Origin of the sequence: Caballeronia hypogeia, assembly GCF_001544875.2 — a bacterium.
Classification (GTDB): domain Bacteria; phylum Pseudomonadota; class Gammaproteobacteria; order Burkholderiales; family Burkholderiaceae; genus Caballeronia; species Caballeronia hypogeia.
Genome location: NZ_FCOA02000003.1, coordinates 536,027 through 550,382, shown reverse-complemented (window position 1 = coordinate 550,382; position 14,356 = coordinate 536,027). Strand labels below are relative to the sequence as shown.

The 14,356-nt window shown below is 62.4% G+C and carries 13 protein-coding genes; 3 read left to right on the top strand and 10 right to left on the bottom strand.

Features of this window, described 5'->3' with window-relative positions; genetic code table 11:
* Positions 1–118: 118 nt before the first annotated feature.
* The 3 genes from AWB79_RS08605 to AWB79_RS08600 all read right to left on the bottom strand — a co-directional run bounded on the left by AWB79_RS08605 (position 119) and on the right by AWB79_RS08600 (position 2,018).
* Positions 119–613, bottom strand: coding sequence for a DUF192 domain-containing protein (locus AWB79_RS08605; protein ID WP_074169342.1), 495 nt, complete (start codon positions 611–613; stop codon positions 119–121).
* Between the two features lie 224 nt (positions 614–837).
* Positions 838–1,044, bottom strand: a complete 207-nt coding sequence (locus AWB79_RS38095) for a hypothetical protein (RefSeq protein WP_074169340.1) — start codon at positions 1,042–1,044, stop codon at positions 838–840.
* Between the two features lie 398 nt (positions 1,045–1,442).
* The gene (locus AWB79_RS08600; RefSeq protein ID WP_061166941.1) at positions 1,443–2,018 is read right to left on the bottom strand and encodes a pseudouridine synthase; all 576 of its coding nucleotides are present in this window, start codon (positions 2,016–2,018) and stop codon (positions 1,443–1,445) included.
* A 181-nt stretch (positions 2,019–2,199) separates the two neighbouring features.
* On the opposite strand from AWB79_RS08600, the gene icd reads away from it, so the two are divergent.
* Positions 2,200–3,456, top strand: a complete 1,257-nt coding sequence (gene icd, locus AWB79_RS08595) for an NADP-dependent isocitrate dehydrogenase (RefSeq protein ID WP_061166940.1) — start codon at positions 2,200–2,202, stop codon at positions 3,454–3,456.
* Between the two features lie 169 nt (positions 3,457–3,625).
* Here icd and AWB79_RS08590 read toward each other — a convergent pair whose 3' ends face one another.
* Positions 3,626–3,832, bottom strand: a complete 207-nt coding sequence (locus AWB79_RS08590; RefSeq protein ID WP_041730164.1) for a cold-shock protein — start codon at positions 3,830–3,832, stop codon at positions 3,626–3,628.
* 524 nt (positions 3,833–4,356) lie between these two features.
* Between AWB79_RS08590 and clpS the strand changes: the two genes are divergently transcribed.
* The gene (gene clpS / locus AWB79_RS08585; protein ID WP_014190611.1) at positions 4,357–4,671 is read left to right on the top strand and encodes an ATP-dependent Clp protease adapter ClpS; all 315 of its coding nucleotides are present in this window, start codon (positions 4,357–4,359) and stop codon (positions 4,669–4,671) included.
* The gene (clpA, locus tag AWB79_RS08580; RefSeq protein ID WP_061166939.1) at positions 4,668–6,971 is read left to right on the top strand and encodes an ATP-dependent Clp protease ATP-binding subunit ClpA; all 2,304 of its coding nucleotides are present in this window, start codon (positions 4,668–4,670) and stop codon (positions 6,969–6,971) included. The genes clpS and clpA overlap by 4 nt, the downstream gene beginning before the upstream one ends.
* 79 nt (positions 6,972–7,050) lie before the next feature.
* Here clpA and dut read toward each other — a convergent pair whose 3' ends face one another.
* The 6 genes from dut to AWB79_RS08550 all read right to left on the bottom strand — a co-directional run bounded on the left by dut (position 7,051) and on the right by AWB79_RS08550 (position 14,231).
* Positions 7,051–7,497 carry a dUTP diphosphatase gene (gene dut / locus AWB79_RS08575; RefSeq protein WP_061166938.1) on the bottom strand — a complete coding sequence of 149 codons (447 nt, stop codon included), beginning with the start codon at positions 7,495–7,497 and terminating at the stop codon, positions 7,051–7,053.
* Complete coding sequence (locus tag AWB79_RS08570; protein WP_061166937.1) at positions 7,494–8,519, bottom strand: LLM class flavin-dependent oxidoreductase; 1,026 nt, start codon at positions 8,517–8,519, stop codon at positions 7,494–7,496. Before AWB79_RS08570 ends, dut begins: the two co-directional genes overlap by 4 nt.
* Positions 8,516–9,784: a bifunctional phosphopantothenoylcysteine decarboxylase/phosphopantothenate--cysteine ligase CoaBC gene (gene coaBC, locus AWB79_RS08565; RefSeq protein WP_061166936.1), complete on the bottom strand. Its 1,269-nt coding sequence runs from the start codon at positions 9,782–9,784 to the stop codon at positions 8,516–8,518. Before coaBC ends, AWB79_RS08570 begins: the two co-directional genes overlap by 4 nt.
* Positions 9,781–10,299, bottom strand: coding sequence for a signal peptidase II (lspA, locus tag AWB79_RS08560; RefSeq protein WP_061166935.1), 519 nt, complete (start codon positions 10,297–10,299; stop codon positions 9,781–9,783). The genes coaBC and lspA overlap by 4 nt, the downstream gene beginning before the upstream one ends.
* A complete protein-coding gene (ileS, locus tag AWB79_RS08555) occupies positions 10,299–13,130 on the bottom strand; it encodes an isoleucine--tRNA ligase (protein ID WP_061166934.1) in 2,832 nt (943 codons plus the stop codon). The genes lspA and ileS overlap by 1 nt, the downstream gene beginning before the upstream one ends.
* A gap of 105 nt (positions 13,131–13,235) precedes the next feature.
* The gene (locus tag AWB79_RS08550; RefSeq protein WP_061166933.1) at positions 13,236–14,231 is read right to left on the bottom strand and encodes a bifunctional riboflavin kinase/FAD synthetase; all 996 of its coding nucleotides are present in this window, start codon (positions 14,229–14,231) and stop codon (positions 13,236–13,238) included.
* Positions 14,232–14,356 lie beyond the last annotated feature (125 nt).

Below are 14,356 nucleotides of genomic sequence, written 5' to 3'. Positions count from 1 at the left end.
GCAAGCTCTTTGCAGGAATCCTGCCAGCCCGCGAGAGGTCGCGCCGCGGCGCGCGCAGGCGAAAAAAAACCGGCGCCACACGCCGGTTTTCTCAGTCGATGCGAATGCGTCCGGAGGCTCACTGCGGCTGCGGCAAGCCCTTGATCTGCATGCCCGGCTTGATGCCCTTCGCGGTGAACCAGCCCTTGGACATTTCGAGCGCGTAGACGCCGTTGTTGCGCGGGCAATGATTGTTTTCGGTCTCGGCCTGCATCTCGTCGATGTCGGTCACGGTGCCGTCCGCGCGAATGAACGCGATCGAGAGCGGGATCAGCGTGTTCTTCATCCAGAAGCAGTGCACGGCATTTTCGTTGAAGACGAACAGCATGCCTTCGTTCGCGCCGAGCTTGGTGCGATACATGAGCCCTTGCTCGCGATCGGCGTCGTTCGCGGCGACGGCGGCGTCGATCACGTACATGCCGGCGGTGAGCTTCGCGCGGGGAAAGTCGGATGGCTGCTTCGCGCCCGGCGGCATCGTCTGCGCTTGCGCGAGCGGGAACGCGGCGAACGGCAGTGCGAGCGCGAGCACGCATGCGCGCAATGCACGGCCGAGACTCTGCCGCTGATTCCGGATACGAGATACAAGATTCACGACGATGCTCCCTTCTCTAAGCGATCCAACCGATTGATTCAAGCGAATGAGTCCGCCGGAGAAACTCCGGCAAAGCCCCGGCATGTTACTCGAAGCGCCGAGGCAAAACAAAAGGGCAGACGCCTCGCGGCCATCTGCCCTTCAACGCCGTTAAGACGGCGGTAACGCTCGTTCTTGACTTCGCTATACCGCCTCTTACAACGAACTTACTGAGCTGCCGAAGCGGCTTCCGGTGCCGAAGCAGCCTTCTTCGACGACTTGTGCGACTTCTTGTGCGACTTCTTGTGAGCCGACGACTTGTGAGCCGACGAAGCAGCAGCTGCCGGAGCAGCAGCGGCCGGTGCCGAAGCTTCTTGTGCGAAAGCAGCCGTTGCGAACAGGCCAGCGACGAGAGCAGCGATCAGTTTGTTCATTTGTGAACCCTTTAGCTTGAGTTGATTAACCAAACGACCCGGTCAATGAGTCATGTCGGTAAACGAGCCACCTACCTTTCGGTTGACAGTCGTATCGATTAATTTGTTTTCGATACGACTGTGAACGCTTGAACCTTTCAAACTCCCTGGAGCACACAGGTTGTTGTAATCGGCAATTCGCTCATGCCGGATAGCTTTATGCGGCATCTGAGGTCCTTAACGCATCGTGCGAGGAGTCGGTTGACGCCGATTCAAGAAGAATTGCGCAGCAGACCAAAAAAGTTATTCGCGGCCGATTCGTGACCGTTTATGCACTAGCCGATCTTCATGACACGACGTTTAAGCGCATCGAACTAAACGAAGCTGCGTTGCTCATTTTCAAGATAGTTGAATGCAATTCACCCAACGCGCTGCCACGGCGCGCGCGGCGCGACCTCCGTGCACTCGCCCGGCGCGAGTTCGAGGGCGAAGATGTCGAGCGCGCCGATCGCGACACGCACGAGCCGCAAGGTCGGGTAACCGACGGCCGCTGTCATGCGCCGCACCTGACGGTTCTTGCCTTCGGTGATGGCGAGCTCGATCCAGGTCGTCGGAATGGCGGCGCGATAGCGGATCGGCGGATTGCGCGGCCAGAGCGCTCCGATGTCGTGTTCATCGACGAACGCCGTGCGGCAGGGGCGCGTCACGTAGTCGCCGAGATCGACGCCTTTAGCAAGGTGCGCGAGCGTCGCGTCATCGGGTGCGCCTTCCACTTGCGCCCAATAGCGCTTGACGAGCTTGTGACGCGGCTCCGCGATGCGCGCCTGCAATGCGCCGTCATCGGTGAGCAGGAGCAGGCCTTCGCTGTCGGCGTCCAGCCGGCCGGCGGGATAGACGCCCGGCGTCTTCACCCAATCCCCGAGCGACGCGCGCGATTCATGCGCGGAGAACTGGCAGATGGTGCCGAAGGGCTTGTTGAGGGCGATGAGTGACATTCAGAGAACCGCGTGGTGCTTGACCGGATGCGGCATCTTAATGCATGCGCCGGGCCTGTCCGGGCGCGCTGTGGCGGGCTGGCATGGTTAGAATGATGTTCTCACCGCATCGCGCGGCGCAGCCCTGTTCATACAGTTAGCAGTTTGCTTCCATTCAAGCCGGCCTTCTTTGGAGTCGACCATGCCGTATCAGCACATCCAGGTTCCGACGGACGGTGACAAGATCACCGTCAACGCGGATTTCTCGCTCAACGTTTCGGATCAGCCGATCATCCCGTACATCGAGGGCGACGGCACGGGCGTCGACATCACGCCGGTGATGCTCAAGGTCGTCGATGCGGCTGTGGAGAAGGCCTACGGCGGCAAGCGCAAGATTCAATGGATGGAAATCTTCGCCGGCGAAAAGGCGACGCGCGTCTACGGCCCGGACGTCTGGCTGCCCGACGAAACGCTCGACGCAGTGAAGGATTACGTCGTGTCGATCAAGGGCCCGCTGACGACGCCCGTCGGCGGCGGCATTCGATCGTTAAACGTTGCGCTTCGTCAACAACTCGATCTGTACGTGTGCTTGCGTCCGGTGCGTTACTTCAAGGGCGTGCCGTCGCCGGTGCGCGAGCCCGAGAAAATCGACATGGTGATCTTCCGCGAGAACTCGGAGGACATCTACGCGGGTGTCGAATGGCCGGCGGATTCGCCCGAGGCGAAGAAGGTCATCAAGTTCCTGCGCGAAGAGATGGGCGTGACGAAGATCCGCTTTCCGGATTCATCGGGACTCGGCATCAAGCCGGTGTCGCGCGAGGGCACGGAGCGGCTCGTGCGCAAGGCGATCCAATATGCGATCGACAACGAGCGCCGCTCGGTCACGCTGGTGCACAAGGGCAACATCATGAAGTTCACCGAAGGCGCGTTCCGCGACTACGGCTACGCGCTCGCGCAGAAGGAATTCGGCGCGGAGCTGATCGACGGCGGTCCGTGGATGAAGGTCAAGAATCCGAAGACGGGCGGCGATATCGTCGTGAAGGACGTGATCGCCGATGCGTTCCTCCAGCAAATCCTGCTGCGCCCGGCCGAATACGACGTGATCGCCACACTCAACCTGAACGGCGACTACATCTCGGACGCGCTCGCGGCGCAGGTAGGCGGCATCGGCATCGCGCCCGGCGCGAACATGTCGGACTCCGTGGCGATGTTCGAAGCCACGCACGGCACGGCGCCGAAGTATGCGGGCAAGGATTACGTGAATCCCGGCTCCGAGATCCTCTCGGCTGAAATGATGCTGCGTCATCTGGGCTGGTTCGAGGCCGCGGATCGCATCATTGCGTCGATGGAGCAGTCGATTCTTTCGAAGCGCGTCACCTACGACTTCGCGCGCCTGATGGAAGGCGCGACGCAGGTGTCGTGCTCGGGCTTCGGAGAGGTGATGATCGAAAATATGTGAGGACTCACCGCTATTCGAAGTGACAGATAAAAACCCCGGAAGGCCTACGCTTTCCGGGGTTTTTATCTGGCGTGTCCGCCTCATATATGAGGCAGCGATGAGATAGCGGCGGGCGCAAAAAAACCCGGCACGAGGGCCGGGTTTCACGAGGCAAAGTGCGATCGAACGGTCAGACGGCGTCCTGGATGTTCGAAGCTTGCTTGCCCTTCGGTCCCTGGACGATCTCGAAGCTGACCTTCTGGCCTTCTTTGAGCGTCTTGAAACCGTTCATTTGAATCGCCGAGAAATGTGCAAACAGATCTTCGCCGCCCTCATCGGGCGTGATGAATCCGTAGCCTTTCGCGTCGTTGAACCACTTGACCGTACCAGTAGACATTCGTACTTCCCCTCTAACTCTCGTCGCAACCTGAGCACGCTCGGAAAAGCTCGACGGCCACCCCACATTGTGAACCGCCACCTCCTCACAAGCTCACCTCGGCCTTTTTTTTCGTCGAAGGTTGGCCCCCGGAAAAAAGTGCCAGTTTGATTGTTAAATCTCTTAAATCGAGTGTCAAGGAAATTTTGAGATGGCCGTTAAGCTCGTTGCAAAGAGCACATTCGTAGGGTAATTCCTGCTTTGCGTGTGCGCTGCCGTCCAAGCACGCCATCTTGAAAAGTCGCATAATCGACTCACTTGTGTGATACCGCCGGCTCGCCGTACCCAGCGCCCGGTCAGTTTTTTTTGAAGCTGTGCGATACTGGTTTCGACGAGATGCAAGCGGGCCGCGCCGAAACCTTTGGGCGGCGGCAGGATTCGATGGACGTCAGTTGCGTAACAGCTGTTTCAGCGTTTCATTCCGACCGGGCGGTCGGTGCTGGAGCGGTGATTGCGAGGGCGTCCGTGTTGTTTAGAATGGGTGTATGGCGATCAATCCCAACAAGCAGGATGGCACGGTACTGGAGCGGCAGGAGCAAAAGCTCAAGAAGCCGGCCATGTACAAAGTGGTGCTGCTGAATGACGACTTCACGCCGATGGAATTCGTTGTGATGGTCGTGCAGGAATACTTCAATAAGGATCGTGAGACTGCGACGCAGATCATGCTCAAGGTTCATCGCGAAGGCAGGGGAGTTTGTGGGGTCTACACGCGGGATATTGCGTCGACCAAAGTTGAGCAAGTCGTTAGCCATGCACGGCAAGCGGGGCACCCGTTGCAGTGCGTGATGGAGGAAGCATGATTGCCCAGGAACTGGAAGTCAGTCTGCACATGGCGTTTATGGAAGCACGTCAGGCGCGGCACGAGTTCATAACGGTCGAGCATCTGCTGCTCGCCCTGTTGGACAATCCGACCGCCGCTGAAGTGTTGCGCGCCTGCGCAGCCAACATTGAAGATTTGCGTCAGAACCTGCGCAATTTCATTCATGACAACACGCCGACCGTGCCGGGCACGGACGACGTCGATACTCAGCCGACGCTTGGTTTCCAGCGCGTGATCCAGCGCGCGATCATGCACGTGCAATCGACCTCGAACGGCAAGAAGGAAGTGACCGGCGCCAACGTGCTGGTCGCGATCTTCGGCGAGAAGGACTCGCACGCGGTCTACTACCTGCAGCAACAGGGCGTGACGCGTCTGGATGTCGTGAATTTCATTTCGCACGGTATCGCCAAGACGAACAATGGCGACGCCGCCAAGACGAACAGCGAAGCGAATCCCGAATCGGAAGACGCTGCCGCGCAGAAGGAAACGCCGCTCGCGCAGTTCACGCAGAACCTCAACCAGCTCGCCAAGGATGGCAAGATCGATCCGCTGATCGGCCGCGAACTGGAAGTCGAGCGCGTCGTGCAGGTCCTGTGCCGCCGTCGCAAGAACAACCCGCTGCTCGTCGGTGAAGCCGGCGTGGGCAAGACCGCGATCGCCGAAGGCCTCGCGTGGCGTATCACGCGCGGCGAAGTGCCGGACATTCTCGCGGACGCGCAGGTCTACTCGCTCGACATGGGCGCGCTGCTCGCGGGCACGAAGTATCGCGGCGATTTCGAACAGCGTCTCAAGACGGTGCTGAAGGAATTGAAGGAGCGTCCGCACGCCATTCTGTTCATCGACGAAATTCATACGCTGATCGGCGCGGGCGCGGCTTCGGGCGGCACGCTCGATGCATCGAACCTGCTGAAGCCGGCGTTGTCGTCGGGTCAGTTGAAGTGCATCGGAGCTACCACGTTCACGGAATATCGCGGCATCTTCGAGAAAGACGCGGCGCTGTCCCGTCGCTTCCAGAAGGTCGATGTCACCGAGCCTTCGGTCGAGCAGACGATCGCGATTCTGCGCGGCCTCAAGACGCGCTTCGAAGAGCATCACGGCGTGAAGTACTCGTCGGGTGCGCTGTCGGCGGCGGCGGAACTGTCGGCACGCTTCATCACGGATCGCCATCTGCCGGACAAGGCGATCGACGTGATCGACGAAGCGGGCGCGGCGCAACGCATCCTGCCGAAGTCGAAGCAGAAGAAGACCATCGGCAAGAGCGAGATCGAAGAGATCATCTCGAAGATCGCGCGCGTGCCGGCGCAAAGCGTGTCGCAGGACGACCGCAGCAAGCTCCAGACTCTCGATCGCGATCTGAAGGCTGTCGTGTTCGGGCAGGACCCGGCCATCGACGCGCTGTCGGCTTCGATCAAGATGGCGCGCGCGGGTCTCGGCAAGCTCGACAAGCCAATCGGCGCGTTCCTGTTCTCCGGGCCTACCGGTGTCGGCAAGACCGAGGTCGCGAAGCAACTGGCGTTCACGCTCGGCATTGAACTGCTGCGCTTCGACATGTCGGAGTACATGGAGCGTCATGCGGTGAGCCGTCTGATCGGCGCGCCGCCGGGCTACGTCGGTTTCGATCAGGGCGGTCTGCTGACCGAAGCCGTCACGAAGAAGCCGCATTGCGTGCTGCTGCTCGACGAAATCGAGAAGGCGCATCCGGACATCTATAACGTGCTCTTGCAGGTGATGGACCACGGCACGCTGACGGACAACAACGGACGCAAGGCGGATTTCCGCAACGTCATCATCATCATGACGACGAACGCGGGCGCGGAGGCAATGGGCAAGGCGGTGATCGGTTTCACGTCGCGCCGCGAGTCGGGCGACGAAATGGCCGACATCAAGCGCATGTTCACGCCTGAGTTCCGCAACCGTCTGGATGCGATCATCAGCTTCCGTTCGCTGGACGAGGAAATCATCCTGCGCGTGGTCGACAAGTTCCTCATGCAGCTGGAAGATCAGTTGCACGAGAAGAAGGTCGATGCGGTCTTTACCGACGCGCTGCGCAAGCATCTCGCGAAGCACGGTTTCGATCCGCTCATGGGTGCGCGTCCGATGCAGCGTCTGATCCAGGACACGATCCGGCGTGCGCTGGCCGACGAACTGCTGTTCGGCAAGCTTGTCACGGGCGGTCGCGTGACAGTCGATGTCGATGCGGACGACAAGGTTCAGCTGACGTTCGACGAGAACTCGGCGCCGCCGCGCAATCCGAATCCGGAAGCGATTGAAGTGGATTAAACGCAGGGGTCTTTGATGTGAAAACGGCGCGGTTTCAACACCGCGCCGTTTTTTTTCGCCTTGAGGAAACGCGAAAGGCTCAGTGCTTGCCCGTGCTGCCGAAGCCGCCCGCGCCGCGTTCGCTTGCTTCGAAGTCTTCGACGATATTGAACTGCGCCTGCACCACCGGCACGATGACCATCTGCGCGAGCCGTTCCATTGGGTTGAGCGTGAACGCAGTGTCGCCGCGATTCCAAGTAGAGACCATCAGTTGACCTTGATAATCCGAGTCGATCAGACCGACCAGATTGCCCAGCACGATGCCGTGCTTGTGGCCCATTCCCGAGCGCGGCAGGATCAGCGCCGCGTAGCCGGGGTCGGCGAGGTGAATGGCGAGGCCGGTCGGCACGAGCACGGTCTGATGCGGCTCGATGACGAGCGGCGCATCGAGACAGGCGCGCAGATCGAGCCCCGCGCTACCGGGCGTGGCGTAGGCGGGCAGGTAGTCGCGCATGCGCGCGTCGAGAATCTTGACGTCGAGTTTCATGTGTTCGGGTGTGCGGGGTTCGGGCGGCCGACCTCGAAGGCGTCGGCCAGAAGTTGATAGGACCGCGTGCGTGCGGCGTAGCTGCCGGCGACCGTCAGCACGATCAGCTCGTCGGCGTTGAAGCGTTCCTGCAGGACGTGAATCTGTTCGGTCACGCGCTCCGGCGTGCCGATGATGCTGCGCGCCTTCTCATGCGCGATCACCGCGAGTTCGCGCTCGCCGTAATGCTGCGCGGCGCCTTGCGCGATTGACGGAATCGGCTGGTTCAGACCGTACGCCATCTGCACGCGACGCAGATCGACGGCTTTTTCGAGCGCTTCGGCTTCTTCGTCGGTATCGGCGCAGATCACGAAAATTGCCGCTGCGAGATACGGCTGTGCTTCGTGTCCCGCCGTGAACCGCTCGCGATACGCCTCCGCCACGCGATGCCCGTACTGCGCGTTGATGAAATGCGCGAACGCGAAGCGGATGCCGAGTTGCGCGGCGAGAAGGCCGCCGAAGTCGGACGAGCCGAGCATCCAGAGTTCGGGGCGCGTATCGATTTGCGGCTGAAGCAGCACGCCGCGCGCGAGAGAGTCGTCGGGCAGCTTGCCGTCAAAGAGGGCGATCAGTTCCGCGACCTGCTGCGGAAAGATATCGCCGCGATTGTACGAACCCGCCGCGACCGCCTGGGCGGTGCGCATGTCCCCGCCGGGTGCGCGTCCTACGCCCAAATCGACGCGATTCGGAAACAGCGCTTCGAGCATCAGGAATTGCTCGGCCACCTTGAACGGCGAGTAATACGGCAGCATCACGCCGCCCGACCCGATGCGGATGCGCTTCGTCAGACTGCCGATGCGCGCCAGCATCACTTCGGGACACGGGTTCGACACGCCATGCAGGCCGTGATGCTCCGCGCACCAGTAACGCGTGTAGCCGAGATCGTCAGCGAGCTGCGCGAGATCGAGCGTCGCAGCGATCGCGTCCGCGGTCGTGTGGCCGTGGATGACGGGCGTCTGGTCGAGAACGGAGAGCCGCGTCATGACAGCAGCGGCCCGCCCGTGCGCGGCGCGCGTTTCGCGATTTCCGCGATCAGCGTGCGCGCGAGTTCCTGCTTGTCGGCGCGCGGCAGCGGCGTCGTACCGCTTTCGTCGAACAGCACGACTTCGTTGTCGTCGCGCCCGAACGTGAGCTGGCCGATATTGCCGATCAGTAGCGGCACGCCCTTGCGCTTGCGCTTTTCCATGCCGTTGAGCTGCAGATCGCCGCTTTCCGCCGCGAAGCCGACGCAATACGGCGGGTTCGACAGCTTCGCGACCGTCGCGAGAATGTCCGGATTTTCGACGAAATTGAACGCCGGCAAAGGCTGTCCCGCGGCCTTCTTGATCTTGTGCTCGCTGACGTGATCGACGCGCCAGTCCGCGACCGCCGCCACCGCGATGAAGACATCGGCGTCGGGCGTGGCGGCCATCACGGCGTCGTGCATCTGCTGCGCGGTCTGCACGTCCTCGCGATATACGCCCCACGGTGTGGGCAGGGATACCGGACCGGCGACGAGATGCACGTCCGCGCCCGCCTGCGCTGCTGCGCGCGCGAGCGCGAAGCCCATCTTGCCGGACGAGCGATTGGTGATGCCGCGCACCGGATCGAGCGGCTCGAAGGTTGGGCCGGCGGTGATCAGCACGCGCTGGCCGCGCATGATCTTCGGCTGGAAGAACGCGCAGATGGCTTCGAAGGCGGCTTCCGGTTCGATCATGCGCCCGTCGCCGACTTCGCCGCAGGCCTGCGACCCGGAGTCCGGCCCGAGCACCTCGACGCCATCCGCACGAATCTGCGCGACGTTGCGTTGCGTTGCCGGGTTCTGCCACATCTGGCGGTTCATCGCGGGCACGACGAGCAGCGGGCAATCGCGCGCGATGACGAGCGTCGAGAGCAGGTCGTCGCATCTGCCGTGCGCGATCTTCGCGATGAAATCGGTGGAGGCGGGCGCGATGACAATGACATCCGCCTCGCGCGAGAGGTCGATATGCGGCATGTTGTTCGGCATGCGCGCGTCCCACTGCGACGTGTACACGGGACGGCCCGAGAGCGCCTGCATCGTGACGGGCGTGATGAACTGCGTGGCGGCTTCGGTCATCACGATCTGCACGGTCGCGCCGGCCTTGATGAGCAGACGCGTGAGTTCGGCGATCTTGTAGCAGGCGATGCCGCCCGTGAGTCCCAAAACGAGATGTTTGCCCGCGAGTTCCAAAATGCCTCCATCGCAAAAGAACACGGCTCCGGGAAGGAGCCGCGTTTTGAACGTCATTTCGAACCGCGTACGCGCCGCAATTCGTCGAAGATCAACAGGACTGCGCCGATGGTGATCGCGCTGTCGGCGAGATTGAACGCCGGCCAGTGCCACGTGTTCACGTGGAAATCGAGGAAGTCGATCACGTGACCGTACGCGAGCCGGTCGATCACGTTGCCGATCGCGCCGCCCATGATGAGCGAGAGCGCCGTGCAGAAGAGCCGCTGTCCCGAATGCCGCTTGAGCAAATAGCAGATCACGATCGCCGCGACGACGCCGAGCGCGGTGAACGCCCAGCGCTGCCAGCCGCCCGCCATGGCGAGAAAGCTGAACGCCGCGCCGCGGTTGTAGACGAGCAGCAGATTGAAGAAGGGCGTGAGCGCGTGCGGGTCGCCGTAGGCGAACATGCGCTGCACCGCGATCTTCGTCAGCTGGTCGAACAGGATCACGATCAGCGCGACCCCGAGCCACGGCGCGAGCGATCCGCTGCCCGCCGTTTTACTGGTAGTTTGTTTCGCCATCGGTCGAGCCATTATGCTGCGCCCCGCGTTTCGCCGGCGCCGAACAGGTTGGAGAAGCAGCGACCGCACAGACCCGGATGATCCGCGTGCGAGCCGACGTCCGCGCAATAGTGCCAGCAACGCTCGCACTTCATGTAGCTCGATGCCTTGACATCGACGCCTTCTTCCGCTTCGCTTCCGACCTTCTCGACCTGAGCCGACGAAGTGATCAGCACGAAGCGCAATGCATCGCCGAGACTCGCGAGCGCGTCGTAACGTGCGCCGCTCGCGCGCACCACGACTTCGGCCTGCAGCGACGAACCGATCTGGTTCGCCGTGCGCGCTTCTTCCAGCGCCTTGGTCACATCGCCGCGCGCGTTGCGGATGAGCGTCCACTTGTCGAGCAGATCGCCGCCGTTCGCTATGTCCGGATAAGTCGCGAAGACTTCCGTGAAGATTGTGTCCTGACCCGGCTTGAGCACCTTGTACGCTTCTTCCGCCGTGAACGACAGATACGGCGCGACCAGACGCAGCAGACCATGCGCGATATGGAACAGCGCGGTCTGCGCGCTGCGGCGCTCGCGCGAACCGGGCTTCGTCGTGTAGAGACGATCCTTCAGCACGTCGAGATAGAAGCCGCCCAAGTCTTCCGAGCAGAACGTCGCGATCTTGGCGACGACCGGATGGAACTCATACTTCTCGTAGTGCGAGAGCGCGTCGTCCTGCAGGTTGCGCGTGAGCGCGACCGCGTAACGATCGATTTCGAGCCAGTCGGAGACCGGCAGCGCGTCCTTGTCGAACTCGAAGTCCGACAGGTTCGCGAGCAGGAAGCGCAGCGTGTTGCGGATACGTCGATACGTCTCCGTCACGCGCTTGAGGATTTCTTCCGAGATCGCGAGCTCGCCCGAGTAATCCGTCGATGCGATCCACAAGCGGATGATTTCCGCGCCCAGACGGTTCGACACCTCATGAGGATCGATACCGTTGCCGAGCGACTTCGACATCTTGCGACCTTCGCCATCGACGGTGAAGCCATGCGTGAGCAGCGCGTCGTAGGGCGGACGGCCATCGAGCATCGAAGCCGTGAGCAGTGAGGAATGGAACCAGCCGCGATGCTGGTCCGAACCTTCCAGATACAGATCGGCCGGGAATTGCAGCGAATCCTTGTGCGAGCCGCGCAGCACGTGCCAGTGCGTCGTGCCGGAATCGAACCACACGTCGAGCGTGTCGCGGTTCTTTTCGTACATGTTGGCGTCGTCGCCGATCAGCTCGCGCGGATCGAGCGCTTGCCACGTCTCGATGCCGCCTTCCTCGACGCGCTTCGCCACTTCCTCCAGCAGCTCCAGCGTGCGCGGATGCAGCTCGCCGGTTTCCTTGTGCACGAAGAAGGCCATCGGCACGCCCCATTGACGCTGACGCGAGAGCGTCCAGTCCGGGCGGTTCGCGATCATGCTGTAGAGACGCTGCTTGCCCCACGACGGATAGAACGCCGTGTTCTCCACGCCCTCGAGCGCGATCTCGCGCAGCGTGCGGCCGCCGTCCTTGGGCTTCACGTCCATGCCGGCGAACCATTGGGACGTCGCGCGATAGATGATCGGCGTCTTGTGGCGCCAGCAGTGCATGTAGCTGTGCGTGTACTTTTCGCTCTTGAGGAGCGAACCCGCGCCTTCGAGCGCCTCGACGATTTGCGGATTCGCTTTCCAGATCGACAGCCCGCCGAACAGCGGCAGCGATTCGATGTAACGGCCGTCGCCCATCACCGGATTGATGATGTCCGAGTCCGACATGCCGTGCGCCTTGCACGACACGAAGTCTTCCACGCCATACGCCGGCGACGAGTGCACGATGCCCGTGCCGCTTTCGGTCGTCACGTAATCGCCGAGATAGACCGGCGCGGTGCGCTTGTAGCCCGGATGCGCCGCCGCCAGCGGATGATGGAAGCGCAGATTGGCGAGCTTCTCGCCGGTCGTCGTCGCGATGACGCCGCCCGTGAGGCCGTAGTTCTTCAGGCATTCCTCGACGCGCTCCTGTGCGAGGATCAGCAGGCCGCGCGGCGTATCGACGAGCGCGTAGACGATCTCCGGATGCACGTTGAGCGCCTGGTTGGCGGGAATGGTCCAGGGAGTCGTCGTCCAGATGACGACGCCGCCATCCGCCTTCGGCAGCGCGTTCAGGCCGAACGCCTGCGCGGTCTTTTCGGCTTCAGCGAACGCGAACATCACGTCGATGGTCGGATCGGTCTTGTCCTTGTACTCGACTTCCGCTTCGGCGAGCGCCGATCCGCAGTCGAAACACCAGTTCACCGGCTTGAGGCCGCGGAACACGAAGCCCTTTTCCATGATCTTGCCGAGCGCGCGGATTTCGCCCGCTTCGTTCGTGAAGTTCATGGTCTTGTACGGATCGTCCCAGTCGCCGAGCACGCCCAGACGGCGGAAGCCGACCTTCTGCTTCTCGATCTGCTCGCCGGCGTAGGCGCGCGCCTTCTGCATCACTTCGATGGCGGGCAGCGTCTTGCCGAACTGCTTTTCGATCTGGATTTCGATCGGCATGCCATGGCAGTCCCAGCCCGGCACGTAGACCGCGTCGAAGCCCGCGAGATTGCGCGCCTTGACGATCATGTCCTTCAGGATCTTGTTCACCGCGTGGCCGAGGTGGATGTCGCCGTTCGCATACGGCGGGCCGTCGTGCAGGATGAACTTCTTGCGGCCTTTGCTCGCGGCGCGAATCTTCTCGTAGATCTTGTTGTCCTGCCACTCCTTGACCCACGCGGGTTCGCGCTTCGGCAGATCGCCGCGCATCGGGAAGGGCGTGTCCAGCAGGTTGACGGGGTACTTCGAGGAGGCTTTCTCTTTCTTGTCGCTCATGGGTGACTCAGTGAATTCGGTGAGGCGGCGCTCGTGCTGGCGCGCGATGAATCGGAAGCGGGGCAGCGGGCGGCGCGCGCGGGTCCGGGCCCGGGCGCCGCACGCTCACCTAATTCGGTCAGTCGCCGAAATGGCGAAGCCCGTGGCGCGGCTGCCGGCGTTACTGGCGGGCGGCAAGCCGAAGTACGCGCGCGCGTTGTCGACATCTTTGGCGATCGCGCGGCCGAGCGTTTCGAGGTCCACGTACTTCTCCTCGTCGCGCAGCTTTTTCAGGAATTCGACGCGCACGAGCTTGCCGTAGGCGTCGCCGTGCCAGTCGAGCACGAACACTTCGAGCAGCACGCGGCCGGAATCGTCGACGGTCGGACGCAGGCCGAGACTTGCCACGGCGGGCAGCGGTTCATCGGCGAGACCGTGAACGCGCACGACGAAAATGCCCGCGAGCGCCGGGCGCTTATGCGCGATGGGCAGATTCAGCGTGGGAAAGCCGAGATCGCGGCCGAGCTTCGCGCCATGCACCACGTGACCGCTGATGATGTACGGGCGCCCGAGCGCGATTTGCGCGGCGTCCAGCTCGCCCGCGACGAGCGACGCCCGCACCGATGACGACGAAATGCGCGCGCCGTTCGGATGCGCGACCGTCGCCATCTGCTCGACTTCGAAGCCGTATTGCTCGCCCGCGCGTTTGAGCGAAGCGAAATCGCCCGCGCGCTTGGCGCCGTAGCAGAAGTCGTCGCCGACCATGACCCATTGCGCGTGCAAACCGTCGACGATGACGTTCTTCACGAACGTATCCGGCGACTGGCTTGCGAAGGTCTTGTTGAAATGCTCGACCACCACGCGGTCGACGCCGTTGGTGCGCAGCGCCTCCAGCTTGTCGCGCAGCATCGCGATGCGCGGCGGCGCGCCCGTCGGATTGAAGAACTCGCGCGGATGCGGCTCGAAAGTCATTACGCACACTGGCAGGCCGCGCGCGTCGGCGGCGGCCCGGACGTGCGCGAGCAGCGCCTGGTGACCGCGATGGACACCGTCGAAGTTGCCGATGGTCAGTGCGCAGGGCGCCCGGCTTTCGGCATTGGGGAGGCCGCGAAAGACTCTCACGATAGGCGTTGGTCGGTGGGAGGGACTGATGCTGCAAAGCGTTAGATTATAAACGCTCGCGCCGGCGGGCGGGCGCGAGCGGCCAGGGCGGCGACCCGCCACCTTTCATTGGCACGATTTTCGCA

Excerpts from the sequence above, each read along its gene's own strand:
- AWB79_RS08570 (WP_061166937.1), bottom strand. The coding sequence starts at position 8,519 with ATGACGCGGCTCTCCGTTCTCGACCAGACGCCCGTCATCCACGGCCAC.
- coaBC (WP_061166936.1), bottom strand. The coding sequence starts at position 9,784 with ATGACGTTCAAAACGCGGCTCCTTCCCGGAGCCGTGTTCTTTTGCGAT.
- AWB79_RS08600 (WP_061166941.1), bottom strand. The coding sequence starts at position 2,018 with ATGTCACTCATCGCCCTCAACAAGCCCTTCGGCACCATCTGCCAGTTC.
- ileS (WP_061166934.1), bottom strand. The coding sequence starts at position 13,130 with ATGAGCGACAAGAAAGAGAAAGCCTCCTCGAAGTACCCCGTCAACCTG.
- AWB79_RS08590 (WP_041730164.1), bottom strand. The coding sequence starts at position 3,832 with ATGTCTACTGGTACGGTCAAGTGGTTCAACGACGCGAAAGGCTACGGA.
- icd (WP_061166940.1), top strand. The coding sequence starts at position 2,200 with ATGCCGTATCAGCACATCCAGGTTCCGACGGACGGTGACAAGATCACC.
- lspA (WP_061166935.1), bottom strand. The coding sequence starts at position 10,299 with ATGGCTCGACCGATGGCGAAACAAACTACCAGTAAAACGGCGGGCAGC.
- dut (WP_061166938.1), bottom strand. The coding sequence starts at position 7,497 with ATGAAACTCGACGTCAAGATTCTCGACGCGCGCATGCGCGACTACCTG.
- clpA (WP_061166939.1), top strand. The coding sequence starts at position 4,668 with ATGATTGCCCAGGAACTGGAAGTCAGTCTGCACATGGCGTTTATGGAA.
- AWB79_RS38095 (WP_074169340.1), bottom strand. The coding sequence starts at position 1,044 with ATGAACAAACTGATCGCTGCTCTCGTCGCTGGCCTGTTCGCAACGGCT.
- clpS (WP_014190611.1), top strand. The coding sequence starts at position 4,357 with ATGGCGATCAATCCCAACAAGCAGGATGGCACGGTACTGGAGCGGCAG.